The sequence below is a fragment of the Acinetobacter sp. ABJ_C1_1 genome, from assembly GCF_044684115.1.
Classification (GTDB): Bacteria; Pseudomonadota; Gammaproteobacteria; order Pseudomonadales; family Moraxellaceae; genus Acinetobacter; species Acinetobacter nosocomialis_A.
The window spans coordinates 68,547-89,710 of the sequence record NZ_JBITPU010000015.1 but is presented as its reverse complement, the minus strand read 5'-3'; the positions used below and the strand labels follow the sequence as shown (position 1 = coordinate 89,710).

General features: G+C 39.9%; 20 protein-coding genes and 1 pseudogene. 12 read left to right on the top strand and 9 right to left on the bottom strand.

The window, feature by feature from the left end; genetic code table 11:
• Positions 1–57 precede the first annotated feature (57 nt).
• The 3 genes from asd to pncB form a co-directional block, all read right to left on the bottom strand.
• Complete coding sequence (gene asd / locus ACG59Z_RS15645) at positions 58–909, bottom strand: archaetidylserine decarboxylase (protein WP_343568972.1); 852 nt, start codon at positions 907–909, stop codon at positions 58–60.
• Positions 906–1,754 (bottom strand): sulfurtransferase, encoded by an 849-nt coding sequence (locus tag ACG59Z_RS15640; RefSeq protein WP_400200214.1) that lies wholly within the window; start codon positions 1,752–1,754, stop codon positions 906–908. The genes asd and ACG59Z_RS15640 overlap by 4 nt, the downstream gene beginning before the upstream one ends.
• A gap of 150 nt (positions 1,755–1,904) precedes the next feature.
• Positions 1,905–3,119: a nicotinate phosphoribosyltransferase gene (gene pncB / locus ACG59Z_RS15635; RefSeq protein WP_400200183.1), complete on the bottom strand. Its 1,215-nt coding sequence runs from the start codon at positions 3,117–3,119 to the stop codon at positions 1,905–1,907.
• A gap of 168 nt (positions 3,120–3,287) precedes the next feature.
• On the opposite strand from pncB, the gene dtd reads away from it, so the two are divergent.
• Complete coding sequence (dtd, locus tag ACG59Z_RS15630; protein ID WP_400200181.1) at positions 3,288–3,731, top strand: D-aminoacyl-tRNA deacylase; 444 nt, start codon at positions 3,288–3,290, stop codon at positions 3,729–3,731.
• A gap of 39 nt (positions 3,732–3,770) precedes the next feature.
• Here dtd and ACG59Z_RS15625 read toward each other — a convergent pair whose 3' ends face one another.
• From ACG59Z_RS15625 to serB, 3 genes are all read right to left on the bottom strand, one after another.
• Positions 3,771–4,250: an SCP-2 sterol transfer family protein gene (locus ACG59Z_RS15625; protein ID WP_263614865.1), complete on the bottom strand. Its 480-nt coding sequence runs from the start codon at positions 4,248–4,250 to the stop codon at positions 3,771–3,773.
• 253 nt (positions 4,251–4,503) lie between these two features.
• On the bottom strand, positions 4,504–4,839 hold the full coding sequence (gene aciT, locus ACG59Z_RS15620) for a ciprofloxacin tolerance protein AciT (RefSeq protein ID WP_004704819.1): 336 nt from the start codon (positions 4,837–4,839) through the stop codon (positions 4,504–4,506).
• A 409-nt stretch (positions 4,840–5,248) separates the two neighbouring features.
• Positions 5,249–6,472 carry a phosphoserine phosphatase SerB gene (gene serB, locus ACG59Z_RS15615; RefSeq protein WP_200027011.1) on the bottom strand — a complete coding sequence of 408 codons (1,224 nt, stop codon included), beginning with the start codon at positions 6,470–6,472 and terminating at the stop codon, positions 5,249–5,251.
• Positions 6,473–6,531: 59 nt separating this feature from the next.
• Here serB and ACG59Z_RS15610 point away from each other — a divergent pair, with 59 nt between their 5' ends.
• The 8 genes from ACG59Z_RS15610 (at position 6,532) to glmS (ending at position 14,804) form a co-directional block, all read left to right on the top strand.
• Positions 6,532–7,839: a hypothetical protein gene (locus ACG59Z_RS15610; RefSeq protein ID WP_263614866.1), complete on the top strand. Its 1,308-nt coding sequence runs from the start codon at positions 6,532–6,534 to the stop codon at positions 7,837–7,839.
• A gap of 240 nt (positions 7,840–8,079) precedes the next feature.
• Entirely contained in the window at positions 8,080–9,201 is a 1,122-nt protein-coding gene (ribBA, locus tag ACG59Z_RS15605) for a bifunctional 3,4-dihydroxy-2-butanone-4-phosphate synthase/GTP cyclohydrolase II (protein ID WP_200027009.1), read from the top strand.
• A gap of 11 nt (positions 9,202–9,212) precedes the next feature.
• Entirely contained in the window at positions 9,213–9,683 is a 471-nt protein-coding gene (gene ribE / locus ACG59Z_RS15600) for a 6,7-dimethyl-8-ribityllumazine synthase (protein WP_001007829.1), read from the top strand.
• A gap of 3 nt (positions 9,684–9,686) precedes the next feature.
• Positions 9,687–10,136, top strand: coding sequence for a transcription antitermination factor NusB (gene nusB, locus ACG59Z_RS15595; RefSeq protein ID WP_108679740.1), 450 nt, complete (start codon positions 9,687–9,689; stop codon positions 10,134–10,136).
• A 15-nt stretch (positions 10,137–10,151) separates the two neighbouring features.
• A complete protein-coding gene (gene thiL / locus ACG59Z_RS15590) occupies positions 10,152–11,069 on the top strand; it encodes a thiamine-phosphate kinase (protein WP_400200177.1) in 918 nt (305 codons plus the stop codon).
• Positions 11,047–11,580 carry a phosphatidylglycerophosphatase A gene (locus ACG59Z_RS15585; protein WP_400200175.1) on the top strand — a complete coding sequence of 178 codons (534 nt, stop codon included), beginning with the start codon at positions 11,047–11,049 and terminating at the stop codon, positions 11,578–11,580. The genes thiL and ACG59Z_RS15585 overlap by 23 nt, the downstream gene beginning before the upstream one ends.
• An 8-nt stretch (positions 11,581–11,588) precedes the next feature.
• On the top strand, positions 11,589–12,953 hold the full coding sequence (glmU, locus tag ACG59Z_RS15580; RefSeq protein ID WP_400200174.1) for a bifunctional UDP-N-acetylglucosamine diphosphorylase/glucosamine-1-phosphate N-acetyltransferase GlmU: 1,365 nt from the start codon (positions 11,589–11,591) through the stop codon (positions 12,951–12,953).
• 12 nt (positions 12,954–12,965) lie between these two features.
• Entirely contained in the window at positions 12,966–14,804 is a 1,839-nt protein-coding gene (glmS, locus tag ACG59Z_RS15575; protein ID WP_199999757.1) for a glutamine--fructose-6-phosphate transaminase (isomerizing), read from the top strand.
• 119 nt (positions 14,805–14,923) lie between these two features.
• On the opposite strand, the gene ACG59Z_RS15570 is transcribed toward glmS, so the two are convergent.
• Complete coding sequence (locus tag ACG59Z_RS15570; RefSeq protein ID WP_400200171.1) at positions 14,924–16,132, bottom strand: FAD-dependent oxidoreductase; 1,209 nt, start codon at positions 16,130–16,132, stop codon at positions 14,924–14,926.
• Positions 16,133–16,250: 118 nt separating this feature from the next.
• Between ACG59Z_RS15570 and ACG59Z_RS15565 the strand changes: the two genes are divergently transcribed.
• The gene (locus ACG59Z_RS15565; protein ID WP_400200170.1) at positions 16,251–17,063 is read left to right on the top strand and encodes an AraC family transcriptional regulator; all 813 of its coding nucleotides are present in this window, start codon (positions 16,251–16,253) and stop codon (positions 17,061–17,063) included.
• 78 nt (positions 17,064–17,141) lie between these two features.
• Here the strand turns inward: ACG59Z_RS15565 and ACG59Z_RS15560 are convergent.
• Positions 17,142–17,376, bottom strand: a pseudogene (locus ACG59Z_RS15560) (hypothetical protein).
• Positions 17,377–18,332: 956 nt separating this feature from the next.
• Here ACG59Z_RS15560 and ACG59Z_RS15555 point away from each other — a divergent pair.
• Together ACG59Z_RS15555 and ACG59Z_RS15550 are read left to right on the top strand one after the other, a co-directional pair.
• Complete coding sequence (locus ACG59Z_RS15555) at positions 18,333–19,550, top strand: hypothetical protein (RefSeq protein WP_400200168.1); 1,218 nt, start codon at positions 18,333–18,335, stop codon at positions 19,548–19,550.
• Between the two features lie 197 nt (positions 19,551–19,747).
• A complete protein-coding gene (locus ACG59Z_RS15550) occupies positions 19,748–20,371 on the top strand; it encodes a LysE family translocator (protein WP_400200166.1) in 624 nt (207 codons plus the stop codon).
• On the opposite strand, the gene murI is transcribed toward ACG59Z_RS15550, so the two are convergent.
• The gene (murI, locus tag ACG59Z_RS15545) at positions 20,358–21,158 is read right to left on the bottom strand and encodes a glutamate racemase (protein ID WP_400200164.1); all 801 of its coding nucleotides are present in this window, start codon (positions 21,156–21,158) and stop codon (positions 20,358–20,360) included. The two genes, ACG59Z_RS15550 and murI, sit on opposite strands and share 14 nt — an antisense overlap.
• Between the last annotated feature and the right edge of the window lie 6 nt (positions 21,159–21,164).

The following is a 21,164-nucleotide window of genomic DNA, read 5'->3' as shown; positions in this document are numbered from 1 at the left end:
ATAGGAATGTAAATAAAAAAGAGAGCAAATGCTCTCTTTTTAAATCTTATTTCTGGGTTAGATCGTATGGCCCATACGTTCGCCCATGACAACAACAGACTCGGCTTTAAAACGTTTTTCCCACTCGATTTTATCTTTTTCAAATAAAATAATTGCGGTAGAACCTAAATAAAAACGGCCAAGCTCAGCACCTTTCTCTAACTTCAACTGATGATGCTGTAATTCGATACGACCCGACGGTTTTACTTTACCTGTTGCTACAGTTTCAATACCTGCAACAATCATAGCGCCCACTAAAACAACAGCCATACGACCAAGTTCAGTATCAAACAAGCAAACCATACGCTCATTACGGGCAAATAAACCCGGTACATTTTCAGCAGTGACCTGGTTTACTGAAAATAACTCACCTGGTACATATAAAGTTTCAGTTAATGTACCTGAAAATGGCATATGAACACGGTGATAATCGCGTGGAGACAAATAAACCGTTGCAAACTCGCCTTCTTGGAAAGGTTGAGCAAGTTGTGGGTCACCAATTAATTTTTCTACAGAGAAGCTTTGGCCTTTTGCCTGAAAAACTTCGCCAGCAGTGATTTTACCAATTTGAGAAATTGCACCATCTGCTGGTGAAACAATACTGTCTGCATTTTCATCAACTAGACGTACGCCATCTTTCAATGCACGAGTAAAGAAATCATTAAAAGATTTATATTTGAGTGCATTGCCTTGTTCAGCAATTGATAAATCAATGCCGTATTTGGTTTTAAATGCATGAATAACCGCAGCTTTTAACACTGGATTTTCACTTGCAGCAACTTTACCCACCACACGGCTTAACTGATGCTGAGGAACAAGATTTTGTGCCTTAATAAATAATTCTTTTTTTAAGCGAGATGTAAAACTCAAGACGGCGATTCTCCAGTAATGATAGGACTATCGAGGCGATTGCCCCATTCACTCCACGCACCATCATAGGCTTTTGCTTCCCAACCCAAAAGTCTAGCCAAAATATAGGCCAAACCAGAACGGTGATGTGACTGGCAGTATACGACTACAGGTTGTTTTAAATCGAACCCAAGTTGTTCAAGACGCTGCCGCGTGCGTTCAAGCGGATGCAATTTTAGATGATTTTGACGATTAAGTGCAGTACTCCATTCAAAATGGAGTGCATTTGGAATGTGACCACCGCGTCGTGCTGCTAAACGGACACCACTGTACTCATCAATCGTTCTACAATCCCACAATTGAATGCTTTCTTGTTCAACCTGTTTGCGTAGTTCTTCATAGTTCACCCGGAACTGAGCAGCATGTGATAAATCAATCTGAATTAAGTTATCAACTCTAGGTAGTTCTTCAACCTCAGCTGTGGTGGGTAAACCTGCACCTAACCATGCATGAATGCCGCCATTAATTAAACTGGTGCGGGTAAACCCTAAGCAATGCAAATTCCAAATTAAACGCCCCGCCCATGCACCACCTTCATCGTCATAGACCACCACATGGTGATTTGGCGAAATATTCAATTTTTCAATGAGCGCTTGTAAACCTGCTTCATCTGGCAAAATACCAGTGGCTTCTTCATGCTGAGCCACCAACCATTTAGGTTGTAAGTGAATGGCATGTGGAATATGGAGTTGTTCATAAACCGAGGCGCGGCTCAAATCTACAATACGGATATATTCATTGCCTAAATAAGGCACTAACTCTTCTGCTTCTATTAATAAATTGAGTTTAAAATCAGGGAGTGTCATCGTCATGGTTACTTTTTATACCAGCTTAATTTTATCTTAGCATAAGCTTATATCTATCAAACTCTGATTTTCTGCTACCGTTTAGCAAAAAATCAGATATACACATTCTTAAGCGTTAAGTGCCTGCCAAGCTGTAAAACTACATTTTAATTAAACAGCTTCTTCAAACTCTTCAATTTGGAAAACCTGACGTAAATAAGCCAAGAACGTATCATTGTCGGTCATAGTTTTTCCTGGGCTATCCGAAATTTTGGCAACCGACTGACCATTACACTCAACCAGTTTCAACACAATATTGAGCGGTGTTTGCCCCATATCGTTGGTCAAATTGGTTCCAATACCAAAACTCACCTGAAAACGGTCTTTGAAGTATTGGTGCAATTCCCATGCTTTTGGCAAATTGAGACCATCACTAAAGGTCAACATTTTAGTTTTGGTATCAATTTTTAATTTACGGTAGTGCGCGTAGGCTTTATCGCCCCACTCATATGGGTCACCACTGTCATGACGTAAGCCATCAAACAGTTTTGCGAAATACAGGTCAAAATCTCTGAGGAAAGCGTCCATACCAACAACGTCGGTCAAAGCGATTCCCAAGTCTCCACGATATTCTTGAACCCATGTTTCTAAAGCAGCTTTTTGAAAGTCACGTAAGCGCACATCAAGGGCCTGAAACGCTTGTAGAAATTCATGCGCCATGGTTCCAATTGGCGTGATATTTAATTCTTTAGCAAGCAAAACATTACTCGTTCCACGGAACACATTTGGAACAGTTTTATGAAATGCAGCCACTACATGTTTTTGCCATTCGAAGCTGTAGCGGCGGCGTGTACCAAAATCAGAAACTAAAAATGGAGGGTCATTCGGCTGTTGCGATTTTTCATATTGCTGAATCAATTCAAGCTTGACTTTTAAACGGCGTTCACCTTCAGCCCAAACTTGATCTGTTTTAATCCGGCTAAAATATAATTCGTTTACAATAGCTAAGACAAAAATCTCGAACATCATGGCCTGAACCATTGGCCCTTCAATACGAATATCTAGTCGGCCTTCGGCATCAATACTGGCCTGAATAAAACGTCGTTTAAGCTGGAATAATTCTAGATAATCGACAAAGTCGCTTTTAATAAATCGTAGTTTTCTTAAATATTGTAGTTCGTCTTCTTTATATTTGAGATTACATAAATGGTCGAGCTGCTCGTTTAAATCATCCAAAATATCCACTAATGGATAAACAGTATCTTCTAAATTTCTGCAACGAAAATGGTAAACGCTATGTGTTTGCGGGAATTTATGCAAAACCACTTGTAGCATTGTAAATTTGTACAAGTCTGTATCAAGTAAAGAATGGATAATTGGAGACATAGTCAATGATTATTCGCTTGCTTCTTAGCATTAAAGCATATTTTTATAGATGAATTATGAGCTTTTATACCATTGTTGCAACTCCATGAAATTTCCTTTTAAAAATCATTTAAATTAATTTCTGCTAAACTGCATCAATTCAAATAATTGCAGAAACTCTCTCTAACAATGCGCGCTTTAATACAACGAGTTCTTGAAGCTAAAGTGGTTGTAGACGGTGAAACGACCGGTGAAATCCAGAATGGCTTATTGGTTTTTTTAGGAATTGGCCGAGACGATACTTTAGCCATAGGCCAGAAGCTTATCGATAAGATTTTAAAATATCGTATTTTTGATGATGAGCAAGGCAAGATGGGCTGGAACGTATCTCAGGCAAATGGCGGAATCCTGCTTGTTTCTCAGTTCACGCTCATGGCTCAAACCCAAAAAGGTTTACGTCCAGACTTTGGGCCAGCTATGCCACCTAGCGATGCAAAAGCACTCTATGAACAGTTAGTTGAATATACCCGTTCACAATTTGAAAATGTTCAAACAGGTATTTTTGCTGCTGACATGAAAGTACATCTCATTAATGATGGGCCAGTCACTTTCAATTTAGAAGTTGAAGCTTAAATATAAAAAAACTCCCAATCGGGAGTTTTTTATTAGATCTTAGCGACCAGTTTTTTCTTTAATAAAAGCACGTGCTTGGCGTACTTTATCTTTTACTGGTTTTGGTAGTCTTGGTGGAATGAGTTTAGCTGCTTGGTTAAACCAAACGAGCAAGCTGAAATCGCCTTCCATTTTAATGCTACCGTCTTGCATACCCGTCATAAATGCAGTTGGGTCACCTTTAAGTAAAGTTTTTACACCTTGTTCGCTATCTGCAAATTGCAAAATAAAGTCAGCTTTTTCAGGTGAGCCAGCGACTGTATCGATGTGACCATTGTTAATAATAATTTGGCGAGCAACACCTAAATCAGTACCAATTTGAATGCGGAATGCGCGGTCATGCACTAGCTCAATAAACTTAGGACTTGTACGTGCCAACTGTTTCATACGCAGTGCCAAACCTGCTACCAATAAATCTAACGGGTCTGTACTGACATCAACAAGTGGTAACTTGACTACAGGTATAGAAGAAAGTTTCATGAACATTCACGCCTATTGTATTTTTATGAAAACCTTGGGGCAAAACTCAGCAAGGGCTCCCCATTGCCTGTTTTGTGCATCGACTGATGATATTCTAATTGGCAACGCAATCTATATATGAAACGTCAACAGACCAGCCTATCGTAGCATAACTGGCTATTTTTTAATAAATGCTTTGTATAATAAAAATCATGTTTTCGTAAATAAAAAAGGCATGCTGTGCATACCTTTTTACCGTTAGATAACAATTTAATTATCGGCTAGAACATTGCTGCTGATCATCTTCATATACTGGCGTATGTTCTATATATTGGCGATTTGCCAAAGCCTTCTGTGCCTGTTTATCCTCACGTAATAAAACAAATGTGACCATTACCATCGCTAGACTTAGTGCAGTTAAATAACTATATGTGACTGGCATTTCAAAAGTGACTTGAACTCCAAAACGGACCACTTCCAATAGCCCCCAAAAAAACATCCCTGCAAGCATAAAACCAAGCCAACGACGGTAAGGAGAAAAGAAAACAGCAACAAGCGCGACAGCAATTAAGCTGAATCCGGCGATAGCGGCAAAATTCGCTGTTACCATAGAAACCTCCGTCTTAATGAAAACGTCTAAAAACATTCGGTCTGAACACCAGACCTCATTCCAAAAACAACTTTAATTCATGATTTGTGTTGAAGCTTAGAAAGCATTATGGATGTTTTTTTTTAGAAAAAAAGACCTGTTATTTGTCGATGCGACATACTTTGTCGCAACATTCTTTTGTCATTACATTTTTGTAAATTTGAAAAAGTTCTACGGCCTATATGGCATCAATTCTGGCGTGTCATTACAAAAAACTATGCTGTTTTTTTGCCTGAAAATAAGTTTTTTTCAGTTTTTTTTATTGCCTTTTTTCTGTGCACAATTCTGTCATAACTTGCTTGTTTTTATGACTATTCTGCATAAAAAAAGCGCTACTCTTGAGCAGCGCTTAATGATTGTTCAGTATTATTTAAGCACGGTTTAAATCTTTGTCATGCATACCGAGTAAATACAGCACACCATCTAAACCAACGCTTGAAATCGCTTGATTCGCATTTTGGCGAACAAGCGGTTTAGCACGATACGCTACGCCAAGTCCTGCAATCGCAAGCATGGGTAAATCATTTGCGCCATCACCGACAGCCATTGCCTGCTCTAATGAAATATCGAGTTTGTTGGCAAGCTCACGTAATAGTTCAGCTTTACGTGCGCCATCAACAATTACACCTTTTACTTCACCTGTCACAACGCCATCTTGTACGTCTAGAACGTTGGCATGAACTTCATCAATGCCTAGTTTGCCTTGTAAATATTCAGCAAAATATTGGAAACCGCCTGATAAAATTGCAGTTTTATATCCAAGTGCTTTTAACGTTGAAATGAGGCGTTCTGCACCTTCGGTAATGGTTAAACGCTCAGCAATTTTAGGTAAAACAGCAGCATCAAGCCCTTTTAATAATGCAACACGGGCACGGAAGCTTTGCTGGAAATCAAGTTCACCTTGCATTGCTCTTTCAGTAATTTCAGCAACTTGTGCGCCTACCCCTGCTTCAATCGCCAATTCATCAATCACTTCTTGCTCAATTAAGGTTGAGTCCATATCGAAGCACACTAAACGGCGGTTACGTCGATATGCGTTGTCTTCTTGAACAGCGACATCAATATTTAATTCGCTTGAAAGAAGTAAACAAGCAGCACGCATTGCTTGTGCATCTAGAGTTGGACCACTGCTTAAACCAAACTGTACGCAAGCACGACGAGGCAATGTACTATCTTTTTCAAGGTCTACACGGCCAGATAAACGCGTTATCGTTTCGATGTTAAAGCCTTGTGTAGACACAATTTGTGTAACTGCTTGTAAATGTGCAGCAGTCAGTTCTGGCGCCAAAGCCGTGACGATATAACGGGTTCGTCCACCTTCGCTTACCCATTGATCGTATTCTGCGCCCGAGATTGGTTTAAAGCGCACTGTTAAGCCAATATCATGTGCTAAAATCAAAATCTCTTTCATTGCCAACGCTGTCGCAGTTTCATTATCTGAAGCGACCACGATGCCCAATGTCAGTTGATTATGAATAACGGCCTGACCTACATCCAGTATTTGCAATGAATGTACGGATAGTACTTGCATTAATCGGGTAAACTGGTTTGGTTGGTCCGGTCCTAAAAAGGATATAAGAATGATTTCTCGCATGAATTGACTCTAGTCTGAGTGACAACTATTGTAAGAATCATAATCGAATTTCAATATAATTGCCTTGGAAGTTTAACTTGATTGCGCCTAGACAAGGGCTATTTGCTAGCCTACTGATCATTAGTTTTGCATTGCATACCTTTTTATTGGTGATTGCAACGACACACCAGCTCAATGAAAACCGTGCGAGTCAAGGTCAGCTCATGACCAGTCAACTCGTAGCAGACAGCTTATCTGAGCTTGAGCCTGCCAATACGGTATCTTTGGCGCTTATTGCCAATCGCTATGCGACCAATCCAAGTGTGGCATCTATCCGTATTCTTGATGCCAATAAACAAGTCTTGGCAACAAGCGGCATGTCAAAAACTCGCGAAGGTGAAATTTTTGTTCGTGATGCTCTTCAAAACGAGAAGAAAGTCGGTTCTATTGAAATTACGCTTATTCAACCAAGTATTGGGGAAATTCTTCGTACCCAATGGCTTGCGATTTTAGCTTCACTGTTTTTACATGTTTTATTATGGCTTGCTTACCGTGCCATCGCTCGTCCAACCCGTAGCGAATACTTAGCCCGTATTAACGAAGAAAATCGTTTAAAACATGAAATTCAAGAGTTAACTCAAGCTCTCGCGCTTGAAAAACAAAATACAGTAACCTTGGTGGCACAAGCTCAGCAGCAAGCTAAAGCGAAACCACTGGTTCGCCCACAACCAGAAAAAAGCACAGAAGCTACAGACCAAGATACCTTGGCACTTAATATTCAGTTTTATGACCCTAAACAGTTATTAAGTAGCGTTAACCAGTCTGTTTCTGTTCCTTATTTTAAACTTTGTCAGCTCTTCTTAAATAAAAGTATCGAGCTATGCACAAAGCATTATCATTTAAAGGCGACTGATATTGAGGTGGTAGATGAGTTTCATGCAGAAGGCGCAACACTCGCAATCTCAACTTCACATCCGCACGCTGTAGAATGCTTACTTATGGTAGGTACAGTTTTCCAATTACTGTCAGACGTTTTATATAAACGTTACCGTGAAGATAAACGTTTTGCGCTGCAAACCCGAAGTGCCGTATGTCATGCCGTAGAAGCAATGCAAATTGATGCGAAAGAAGCTGCCCAGCGTTTAGCACAACATCTACATGCAAAAGAGTCTGCGCTTTATCTTGAAAATGATCAGCTTAAAGCTATTCAAGACAGCTATCAGCTTGTTGCAATGCCAAACCCAAGTAATATCATGACTCGTCATGCATTTATGATTAATGGCATGAACGCTGAATGTGCAGAGCTTGCACAAAATATTAGAACTGAAATTTTGATGGGTAAAAAATCAATCCCACAAAATGATAGTCCAAGTAGTGCAGCTTCTTAAAAAGTCATTGTGCGCATTTAAACCTAGCCTTTTGGCTAGGTTTTTTTTATTTAAATTCATGGTATTTAGTTTAAATAATTTTATTTTCTTATGATTTATTCAGATAAATAAATCCAGATCTATTATGTTGGGTGGTAAATTTGGATAAATCAGAATCATAGGCAAAATTCTATAAACAGCGTAAACTATGCGAAATTTATTCAATAGAAATTGTCTTACGACAAAAAAAGGTGAAAGCGAATGCCGCTGAGTCGTGTTGAAGATCTTGTCGCCGATATTCGTGCAGGCAAAATGGTTATCTTGATGGATGACGAAGATCGCGAAAATGAAGGTGATCTTGTCATCGCAGCAACGCATGTTCGTCCTGAAGATATTAACTTCATGATTACCCATGCACGTGGTCTAGTGTGCCTGACGTTAAGCCGTGAACGCTGTAAGCAGTTAAATCTTCCACTCATGGTTGACCAGAACGGCGCTCAGCATAGCACTAACTTTACGTTATCTATTGAAGCAGCCGAAGGTATTACCACGGGTATTTCGGCAGCAGAGCGTGCACATACCATTCAAGCTGCTGTTGCAGCGCATGCTAAACCAAGCGATATCGTACAACCGGGTCATATTTTCCCACTCATGGCACAACCAGGTGGTGTATTACACCGCGCAGGTCATACCGAAGCGGGTTGTGATTTGGCACGTTTAGCAGGTCTTGAACCAGCTTCTGTCATTTGTGAAATCATCAATGAAGATGGCACAATGGCACGTCGTGCAGATTTAGAAATTTTTGCTGAGAAGCATGGCCTAAAAATTGGTACAATTGCCGACTTAATTCACTACCGCATGACGAATGAGCAGACTGTAGAACGTTTGGATCAAAAAACGATTCAAACAGAATACGGTTCATTTGAGCTCTATCGCTATCGTGAGATTGGTAACCCGGACATTCATTTGGCTTTGGTTAAAGGCGAGCCTAAAGAAGGTGTTACAACGGTACGTGTACATGGTTTCAGCCCAATTCGTGATTTGCTTAAGCTGAATAAGGCTGACGGCGAACCTGCTTGGAATCTTGACCGCGCACTACAGACGATTGCAGCGAGTGATCGCGGTGTTTTAGTCTGGATCGGACAAGATCATTTGCAAGACTTGGGACCAGCGTTGGATGATTTAAACAAGCCAAAACCGGTGAAATCCAATGCAGCACTTTCACATCAATATCAAACGATTGGTGTAGGTGCTCAAATTTTGCGTGATTTAGGTGTTGAAAAAATGAAGCTTCTTAGCTCACCATTACGTTTCAATGCTTTATCTGGCTTTAATTTAGAAGTAGTGGAATATGTCACTGCTGATCAAATCACAACGAAATAATCGAGGTTGCTATGGCAATTCGCCGTATTGAAGGTTTATTACATCTCGCAAGCGAAGGTCGTTATGCGATTTTAGTGGGTCGTTTCAACAGCTTTGTTGTTGAACACTTATTGGAAGGCGCGATCGACACATTAAAACGTCACGGCGTAAATGAAGATAACATTACTGTTATTCACGCTCCTGGCGCATGGGAACTCCCGATCGTTGCTAAAAAATTAGCTACATCAAACCAGTTTGATGCCATCATTGCCCTTGGTGCAGTGATTCGTGGCAGCACGCCTCACTTTGACTTTGTTGCTGGTGAATGTGCAAAAGGTTTAGGTGTAGTTGCGTTAGAAAGCAGCTTGCCTGTTATCAATGGTGTATTAACTACTGACAGCATCGAGCAAGCAATCGAACGCTCAGGTACAAAAGCAGGAAACAAAGGTAGCGAAGCTGCTTTAACTGCAATTGAAATGGTTAATTTATTAAAGGCAATTTAAAGCATGTCTCAAACACTGCAAGCCGCTTACGCAGCAAAACGCAAAGCACGTCGTTTTGCTGTACAAGGTATTTACGAGTGGCAAATGAGTCACAACCCTGTACATGAAATTGAAGCACGTACCCGTGCTGAAAATGCAATGCACAAGGTAGACTTAAGCTATTATCACGAACTACTTACTCAAGTTATCGCTCAGCACGAAGAGCTTGATGCGTTACTTATTCCGGTACTTGACCGTGAAATTGACGCGCTTGATGGTGTAGAGCTCGCGACTTTACGTTTAGGTGCTTACGAGTTACGTGATCATTTAGAAATTCCATACCGTGTGGTACTTGATGAAGCTATCGAACTCGCTAAGCATTTTGGCGGAGCAGACAGTCATAAATACATCAATGGTGTATTAGACCGCCTAAGTTCGACACTGCGTAGCGCAGAAAAACAACAAGCAAACTAATAGGCTTGGTGTTCTATGGCTGAGTTTTCAATTATTGACCAGTACTTTAATCGGCAGTCAAACTCCGATGTCGCGCTTGGTATTGGTGATGACTCAGCCTTAATTACTCCCCCTCCAAATCAACAACTGGTGATCTGTGCAGATACACTTGTTGCTGGACGTCATTTCCCTCTTGAAACCTCACCTCATGCAATTGGCTGGAAAAGTGTTGCTGTAAATCTTTCAGATATTGCTGCAATGGGTGCCAAACCGCACAGTATTTTACTAGCAATCAGCTTGCCTGAAGTTGACCATAAGTGGCTTGAAGGGTTTAGTCAGGGAATCTATGACTGTTGTAATCAATTTGGTGTTGCCTTAATTGGTGGAGATACCACCCAAGGCCCACATCTCACGATTACCGTTACCGCAATGGGCTGGATAGAAACCGGAAAAGCCGTGTTACGTTCAGGCGCAAAAGTCGGTGATTATGTGTGTGTGAGCGGTCAGGTAGGCGATGCAGCCTACGGTTTACAGCACTTAGGCCATCCGCTGCAACAACGACTCGACTATCCGACACCACGCTGTCAGCTTGGACAAGAGCTAAAAGGCCTTGCCTCTAGCATGATTGATGTGTCAGATGGCTTAGCTCAAGATTTAGGACATATTTTAAAAGCATCCAAGGTTGGAGCTCGACTCATCTTGGAAAAATTACCTGTTGACCCTGTATTGCAACAACTAGAAGAACAACAACGTTGGCAGTATGCGCTTGCAGGTGGTGATGACTACGAATTATGTTTTACAATAACACCGCAAAATTATGAAAAACTTTTGCAAAAACAACTGGACGTTAAGATTACAATGATTGGACAGATCGTTGAACAAACAAAACTAACTTTTGAGCATTTGGGTTCAGATTACCCATTGCAAATTCATGGATACCAACACTTTGCATAAACCGCCGATTCATTTTAAGAACATGTCTTGGTTCAACCGCTGCATCGTTTTCTGTGGGGTTGGTTTTGGATCTGGTCTCGCTCCTAAAGCACCCGGTACTTTTGGCTCTGCTTTTGCCTTACTTTTCATTCCTATCTGGTTATCTCTCGGATTTCACTTAAGTTTAATCGCTATTCTTATCATGTCCTTGGTGGGAATTTATATTTGTGGTCAAACGGCAAAAGTCCTTGATGTTCATGATGATGGACGAATTGTTTGGGATGAATTTGCAGGACAATCAATTACTCTTCTGCCTTTAATATTTTTTAATATAATGTCGTTACAATGGGCACTAATTGGTTTTTGCTTATTCCGCCTGTTTGATGTTTGGAAACCTTGGCCAATCCGTGTTGCCGACCAGAAAGTTGCTGGCGGTTTCGGAATTATGCTGGATGACATCATTGCAGGGCTTTGGGCGGCACTTTGTATCATCATATTTATTACTTTCTGGGGCGTAACGCCATTTAAGTAGGTTTACTCATGTCAACTACCGTCATTATCCTTGCTGCAGGCAAAGGAACGCGAATGCGTTCACAACTACCTAAAGTACTACAGCCTTTAGCTGGTCGCCCGCTACTAGGACATGTTATTAAGACAGCAAAACAACTATTAGCAGAAAATATCATTACCATTTATGGACATGGCGGCGATCACGTAAAACAGACGTTTGCACAAGAAAACATTCAATGGGTTGAGCAAGCAGAACAATTAGGTACAGGTCATGCGGTACAAATGACTTTACCGGTACTTCCTAAAGACGGTATTTCATTAATTTTATACGGTGATGTTCCTTTAGTCCGTCAAACAACGCTAGAGCAACTTGTTGAAGTATCAAGTAAAACCGGTATTGGCATGATTACTTTACATGTCGATAACCCAACAGGTTATGGCCGTATTGTTCGCCAAGACGGAAAAATTCAAGCGATTGTTGAACATAAAGATGCAACTGATGCGCAGCGCCAAATTCAAGAAATCAACACAGGTATTTACTGTGTAAGCAATGCAAAACTTCATGAATGGTTGCCTAAGCTTTCTAATGAAAACGCGCAAGGCGAATACTATTTAACTGACATCGTTGCGATGGCGGTTGCAGATGGCTTAGAAATTGCCTCTATTCAGCCAGAACTAGCTTTTGAAGTTGAAGGGGTGAATGACCGCTTACAACTTGCAGCACTTGAGCGTGATTTTCAGAAACAGCAAGCAAAAGAACTTATGCAACAAGGCGTAACTTTTGCAGACCCTGCCCGTTTCGATTTACGCGGTTCTGTAAAAGTTGGACACGATGTTCGTATTGACGTAAATGTCATTATTGAAGGTGACTGTGAACTCGGTGACTTTGTAGAAATCGGTGCGGGTTGTATTTTGAAAAATACAAAAATTGCCGCAGGAACCAAAGTTCAAGCTTATAGCGTTTTTGATGGTGCGATTGTTGGTGAGAACACCCAAATTGGTCCATTTGCACGCTTACGCCCAGGCGCTAAATTGGCGAACGAAGTCCACATTGGTAACTTTGTTGAAGTCAAAAATACAACCATTGGTCTTGGCAGTAAAGCCAATCATTTCACCTACTTAGGTGATGCCGAGATCGGTGCTGACTCAAATATTGGGGCAGGTACAATTACCTGCAATTATGATGGTGCAAATAAACACAAAACCACTATTGGCGATGCAGTCTTTATCGGTTCTAATAGCTCGCTGGTTGCGCCTGTGACTATTGGAAATGGAGCAACAGTCGGTGCGGGTTCTGTGATTACGAAAGATGTAGCTGAACAAAGTCTCTCCTTTGAACGTGCTCAACAAATTTCTAAGGCAAATTATCAACGTCCCCAAAAGGTTAAAAAATAAGAGGATTGAATTATGTGTGGTATCGTCGGAGGCGTTGCAGAGCGTTGTGTAACCGAGATTTTAATCGAAGGTTTAAAACGTCTTGAATATCGCGGTTATGATTCAGCGGGCGTTGCTGTACTGAATAATGAAGAAGTTTTACGTGAGCGTCGTGTAGGTAAGGTGATTAATCTTGCCGATGCTGTTGCTGAACACCAGCTCACTGGGGTAGTTGGTATTGCTCATACACGTTGGGCAACACATGGTAAACCAACTGAAAATAATGCTCACCCACATATGTCGGGTAAAGTGGCCGTCGTTCACAACGGTATTATCGAAAACTATCAAGAGCTTAAAGATGACCTTCAAGCTTTAGGATATGTATTTACTTCTCAAACAGATACAGAAGTTGTCGCTCACTTAGTTGCAGAAGCACTAAAAAGCACTGACAGCTTACTTGAAGCAGTAGAATCAGTTGTTCCTCAGCTTAAAGGTGCATACGCACTGGGTATTATCCATAGCGATTACCCAGATGAGTTAATCACTGTACGTGAAGGTTCACCACTGGTAATTGGTGTAGGTATTGGTGAAAACTTTATTAGTTCAGACCAACTTGCATTGTTACCTGTAACTAACCGTTTTATGTATTTAGAAGAAGGTGATATTGCTCGCCTGACTCGTACTTCAATTGAAGTATTTGCAAACGGTCAACCTGTTGAACGTCCAGTGAAAGAGCTTGACGCAACAGTAAGCAATGCTTCAAAAGGTGAATACAAACACTACATGCTCAAAGAAATTTATGAGCAACCAGAAGCAATCAAACAAACGATTTCTCAAGCACTTGATGGTAACAGCTTACGCGAAGATTTCTTGCAAGATGCTGAGGCAGATTTCAGCAAAATTCAAAGCGTACAGATTATTGCGTGTGGTACAAGCTACCACTCAGGCATGATCGCGAAGTATTGGTTTGAACAACTGATTGGTGTGCCTTGCCAAGTTGAAATCGCAAGTGAATTCCGTTATCGCACACCCGTGATTGTTGAAAATACGCTTTATATCTGTATTTCTCAATCAGGTGAAACAGCCGATACTTTAGCTGCATTACGTGAAACTCAAAAACGTGCGAAAGCAAACAATATCGATATTCAAACTTTGACTATCTGTAACGTTGCTACGTCTTCAATGGTTCGTGAAACTGATCACCACTTATTGACCCTTGCTGGGCCTGAAATTGGTGTTGCATCAACGAAAGCATTCACGACTCAGCTTGCTGCGCTTATGCTACTCGTTCTAAAAATTGGACAAGTAAAACAGCGTATTAGCAACGTCATGATTGAAGAGATTGCTCGTGAATTGTGGCACAGCCCGAAAGTCATTCTTGATACGCTTAAGCAAGATTCTGAAATTTTACGTTTATCAGAATTGTTCGTTGAAAAACAACACTGCTTATTCTTAGGTCGTGGCACACACTATCCAATCGCTTTGGAAGGTGCATTAAAGCTTAAAGAAATTTCATATATTCACGCAGAAGGTTACGCGGCTGGTGAGTTAAAGCACGGCCCATTGGCACTTGTTGATACTGAAATGCCAATCGTGATTCTTGCGCCAAACGACGAAATGCTTGATAAGCTTAAGTCGAATATGGAAGAAGTTCAGGCGCGTGGCGGTGAATTATTCGTTTTTGCTGATGAAAATAGCGGCGTAGTCGAAAAAGATCGTCAACACGTTGTACAAATTCCAGCAGTAAACGAATGGCTTGCTCCAATCATTTACAGCGTACCAGTTCAGTTGTTGTCTTATCACGTTGCTGTATTACGTGGTACAGACGTTGACCAGCCACGTAACTTGGCTAAGTCAGTAACTGTAGAGTAATAATCAGACACGCTATCTATATGCGTGTTTGAACAATAAAGTTGTAAACCGGATAAACCCAGCCATGCTGATTAAAAAGCAGGCTGGGTTTTTCTATGAGTGAGGAATCAATTTTTATTTCACGCAGTAGACATTTTAAATAATCTTTCTGCTCCTCGGTTTGAGCTTGCTATAGCTTCCATAGCCCAAGCTCGCATTTGTTTCTCGTAATCATTGAGAGCATTTGTAATTTCACCATTTTCTGAAGCTATTTTGGCAAACATACTGCCTAAAAGACTCGCATCTTTAAGTGCTGTATTGGCTCCTACTCCTCCTGCGGGGCTCATTGCATGTATAGCGTCTCCTAGCAATGTTACAGGACCTGTTTTCCATACAACTTCTGGACGGCCATTTCGTATCGGTAGCATAGCGATGGCCGACAAGTCTGTTTGACGTATGATCTGCTGAAGGGTGAGATGCCAGTCTTCTGTGACATCAAACATGACTTTGTGAAGAACTGCCTGTAGTTCTTGCTGTGAAACCATTGAGTGACCAATGCCAAAGCGTGATTTTGGGCCAATAAGCGCCCAGTATAAATAGTCATCTATGGGAGTAAGTGAACATTGAGGCTCAATACGTGCGGCAATATCTGGCAACGGAGCTTTAAAGCATATGTCATCAAAAATGGCGGTAAATCCATTTGCAAAAATAACCCTCATACCGTTGTCCAGTGTATGGTCATCGAGTTTTTTTAGTTGTGTTTTCCCGTAAATACAAATTGAGCCTGTATCTAAAGGTAGTGCATCAGGAGCTAATTGTGATCGAACAGCCGAATTTACTCCATCGGCACCCACTAGCGCATCTGAAGAAATTGGACTTCTATTATCAAAATAAACCTCGACACGACCATCCTGTTTCAAAACATAGTGATCGAATGCGTGATTGAAGTGGATGCGGTCTTCAATGCCCGTCATAAGGATCTCTCTTAAAGTTTGGCGATTAACTCTAAGATCTTCATCTTTAATGGGGTTTTCTTCGTCTGTATTTGATCGCCAGCTCTCCGGTATACGTTCCTCTAGAGTTCGTTCAAGTTGCGGCGTTAAAAATTGCCCAGCCGATGCAGCAATAGATGCTGTCTCGCGGAACAAGGTATAGAGTGATTCGGGAAGACTAGCAGCTAGAGCACGTTGACCATCAGCATCAATACGTATCCGATACCCTTGGGTTCTGCTATTTGGCGCAGGATCCCGTTCAAAAACATCGAATGCAATATGAGCCCGTTTAAGCATTTGAGCTAAGCATAATCCACCAATCCCAGCGCCAATAATCGATATATGTAATTGTTTCATATATGTTATTCCTGTTGTTTCTATCAGGATAAATAAATCTTGGTGCTAAAAAGTATTGCATAGAGGAATTTGGCAGTGATAACGTAATTTGGCCAATAAATACAGAAATCTGGCCAATATGAATGATAGTACGGAAGTAGATATTGATTACAGTGAATGGTCCGAGGGGCCTTCATTGATAGCAATTCGCGGTGAAGATGAACCGAATAATCAATATCGATTAGGCACGCGGGAATATGATTGGCACCACCATGTCCGTGGTCAATTATTGTGTGTTGATACGGGATTTATAGAAGTAAAAACATCTCATGGGTCATGGCTTTTGCCGCCATCAAGAGCAAGTTGGATACCTCCAGGCATATCGCATAAAGTTAAAGTGAGCGGCGCTCTGAGTGGTTGGACTCTGTTCATGACCCCGATATTGTGTTCAGATTTGCCACAGAATCCTTGTGTGATTGGAATCAGTGAGTTATTACGGGCTTTGGCAAAGAGAGCTTCTGAGTGGAATAAGTTGGGTGATTTGGCACTCGATCAAAAAAATATAATTGCAGTCATTCAAGATGAAATTCGTCTTTCTCCCCATGAAGCACTACATCTACCCATGCCTCAAGATCCTCGTTTAGAGCGAGTGCTCAGAACGATGCTTGCAGAACCTGATTGTCAACGTAGCCTTGATGAGTGGGCCTCGTACGGCGCAATGTCTTCTCGAACATTGCGACGACTCATTCTTGCAGAAACTGGTCTCAGTTTTGCGCAGTGGCGTCAACAGGCTCAATTAATGCATAGTCTGGAATTACTAGCGCGAGGTACTTCAGTTGCAGAAGTTTCCGAAGTGTTGGGCTATACATCACCAAGTAGTTTTATTGCTATGTTTCGAAAAGCACTAGGTGACCCTCCAGCACGTTACTTTTCAAAACGCAGACTCCCCTAGGCCCCCATGTCACAACGGACTTTTACTTTTGCGCTGATTTAAAGTTTGAGAGATCATTGCGACACAGAGATAAAGGAGCTAAGCGAACTTAGCCCATTTCAGTTTTATCGCAGCGTTGAATACTGCTAAACAAGTTAGGGGCAAAGTCCTGTGGGAGAACAGGACTTTGCAAACTGGTGCGTTTTAAACGTTGTACGGTTTGAGGTGAACAAATTCTTTTAAATTCCTGCTAAGCATTGGCATCATCATTTGTAATACTATAAGCACCGACCACAAGGTTTAAAACTAATATAAATTTAAATAAAAAAAATATTATTCGATTAAATATTAAAATAATTTTTAAATAATAACTAACCCTCCCACAAATATAGGAAAAATAAAATAATTAAAATTTTAGAATAGAAACAATTTATAAATTTTAAAAAAACAGGTCGCAAAAAAACCCATATTTTAAATAAATAAAATAATTAAATAAGAGAGAAAATAAGTTTGAATAATGGCATGGCCAACTCCTTAAAAATGGAGTTCTACCACCAAATCACCGCGAACTAATTTAGGGTGGTAGAACGAAAGAGGGTTGACAGACTGGTCTAGCGATCAGCACGCGCGTACGCGTCCCCCTTCCGCCCTACCATAGAGAAAAAGGGGGCACAAAGGTTCCACAAGGGAAATACTGAGGAAGTATAACCCATACGCTAGACTCGGTCTGTCAAAACCGGCTGGCAATGTAGGCCAGCAACGAGATAATAATCGGTGATTTTAATTACGTCAATTTATTTTAATGGAAAAGTTTAAATATAATAATTTAATTAATGTTTAAATAATATTATCCTTATTTTATATTTATAGCTTTTAATTAAATTTAAAATATAAACATGAGTTATATATATTTAGTTAATAAAATAGATTAATCGTTAATTTTAATTTAATAGTTTATATAAATACGTCTAAGATAAAGACGATTTAGCTATAAAAATAACTTATAGAACGCCCTACTCCATAAGTTGATAAGCGAACACTTCTAGCATCTTTTCTAGAACTTATTTCTCTATAGCTTTATTGAATTTATAAAGTTCTAAAGTATAGTCTCTAGTCTTTATTAAGATACTCTAATAAATACAAATAAATCAACGTGTTATATACAAAAACCAACAAAAACACTTGGCTTTTTACATGAAAAATCATGATATAAATCACGCTTCGAAATTTGCCTAATAACTATAAATTTCGACTATTACAAAACTTTCTAATTATAAGGAGCTACTTATCATGGCTAATGGATTTCCAGGTGGAAACTTTAGAATCGTTAACAAAGAAACAGGTGCATGTATCGCAAGCGCATACGGTGGGCAAACCCATGGCTTACAAGATGCTGTAACTGCACGTGGTGAGACAGGTGTTTTACCTTATTCTCATACAAATGACCGTGAATTTACGGTACATGACAAGGTTAAAAACATAGACGAAGAGCTTTGGTATTTTAATAGTTATTCAGGCTATCGCGGCACAGAGAATAAGCTATACAACAAAGTTAAAGATATCCGTTCTAATTGGGTGCTCGGTGCTCGTGTTAATACAGAAGTAATTGGCTTTAAACTGAATGACAAAAACCTAGAAAACTTTCTTAGTCTTTTACCAAAGCAAGATGAAGAAACACTTGCCCACTTAAAAACCAATAATAATCTTGATATTGTTCGTTTATTACAGACATTTATTGATATTAACGGTGAGGAAACGATTAAATCGGAGCTTGTAGGTAAACTCGATGAGACTAAGCTAAATGATTTTTTAAAGCCAGTCCTCGCTCATACGTCAATTCGTAGCATTGAGAAACAGTTCTATGAATATGCTCGCTCTCCGTTTCTAGGTTTAGATATTCCTGAACTTAAAGATTTGCCAGTGAATCCTTTCACTCAGCAGAATGAACAACTCTATAAAATCATTTTTGCTTCTGTGCAATTAGATATCTTGGATCAAAAAGATTGGCAATCAGATTCAGTGTTCCGATTGTATTTGCATCATTACGATATCGATGAACTTCTAAAAAAACTTAAAAAAGAGCAGCTTGAGCAACTACGAATGAAGGCATGGACAGAGCTTCAACATGTTGAAGATCCTCAAAAAGAAGCAGTAAAAATTATTCTAGAGCTTAGAAAAACTCTAGATTTACATAATGATGAAAAAAATATGAATACTGCCAAGAAGATTTTACAGACAGCTTTAAAGTCAAATGAGTCTTTTGAACAACTGCAAACCGCATTAAAAAGTATAAATTATAGAGAGACTGAAGCAGTTCATTGGCATAGTGGCGATATTTTCTTGCAAGGCGCGGGTCGCGATTACCAAACTAGTTGGGCATTTGAAGATGGTTATATCTTTGTAGAAGGCCAACCAGATGCAGTACTGACACATCTCTGGGGTTCATATGCAACTATCAGTCAGCGATCTGATAGCCCAAACCAACGCTGGGAACTTAAAAGAGCTTAATTTAAGCGCTTAGACAGCGACTCTAAAAGCTGAATAAGTTTATTTTTAATCATCCAAAGAATTTCAAATTATTCTTTGGATGATTTTTAGTTTCATAGAAATAAATCTGATTATAAAATTGAAATACTTATCAATTTCTTATACTTTAAATTGTTTAAAATTCATTCAAAAATAGTAACAATAAGATAGGTAAAAACATGATTTCTTTAGAGCTTTTCATTACATTTTTAATTACTACAATTATTTTTGCTTATATTCCGGGTCCGGCAATGCTGTATACCGCTGCACAGACGCTTTCTCGCGGTAGAAAATCTGGTCTAATGGCAGCATTTGGAATTTTTTTAGGAGGCTGTTTTCATATCATAGCGGCGTCTTTAGGTCTAACAACCATCTTTCAAATTATTCCAAAACTCTATGATCTTATTAAAATTTTAGGGGCGCTGTATTTAGTTTGGTTAGGCATTAAATTAATTAGATCGACCTCATCCCCGACTCTTCATCAAAATATTGAAAATGGTCAGTTATCTTTAAAGCAGAGCATTTTGGTCGAAGTTTTAAACCCTAAAACCGCTATTTTTTATATCGCCTTTTTACCTCAATTTATTAATACCTCATTCGATTTCCCAGTTTGGTCTCAGTTCATTATTTTAGGACTGATTGTGAATCTGATCTTTGTGTCTGCTGATGTGGTTTGTGTGTTTTTAGCCAATTATATTAGCCAAAAATTAACTAAAACGAAGAAGCCCCAAAAATCTATGTCAGTGATGGGTGGACTCATTTTTATGGGGCTAGGCGTTTTTCTTGGCTTTAAAAATCAGTAGTTTCTACAGGTAAATGCTTACCTAACAAAGAAAAACTAACATTCGCAACTTCCAACGGGTCTGAACTGGTCCAAATAATATGATTTCCCTCATTTGGACTTTCAGAATTTAAATGATATTGGTTGAGCTGCCGTATTAATTGTGCTGTTACAGCTTCCGAAGGCTCAATAATTTGAATATCACGGCCTACAATTTCCTGAATCGTATCTAAAACAAATGGATAGTGTGTGCATCCTAAAATAATCGTATCGACTTTTTGTTCGACCAACGGCGCCAAAATATTTTTTAAATAATCTTTAACTTCCGCGGTATGTGCTTTGCCCGTTTCAATTTTTTCAGCCAAGCCAATACACGGCACTAAAGACACTTTAATATCTTGCGCATACGTTTCAATTAAACTTTTTAAGTTTTTGCCCCTTACCGTGGTGGCAGTTGCCAAAACAGCAATATGCTTGCTTTGTGTGATTGCCACAGCGGGTTTTACCGCGGGTTCTATCGCAATAAGCGGCACATTAATTTGCGCTCTAATCGTTTCAACTGCTACAGCCGTCATGGTGTTACAAGCAATCACGATCGCTTTGCATTTGCCATGAGTCACTAGGTTTGAAATTAAATGCGTGGTTCGTGAAACAATCCAGTCACTTTCCCTATCTCCATAAGGGACATATTTCGAGTCTGCAAAATAGATAATGTCTTCATTCGGAAGAGCCTGCCGAATATGCTTAAAGAGAGACAACCCGCCTAAACCAGAGTCAATCATTCCAATCGGGTTGTTATTGTTATTCATGGTTGG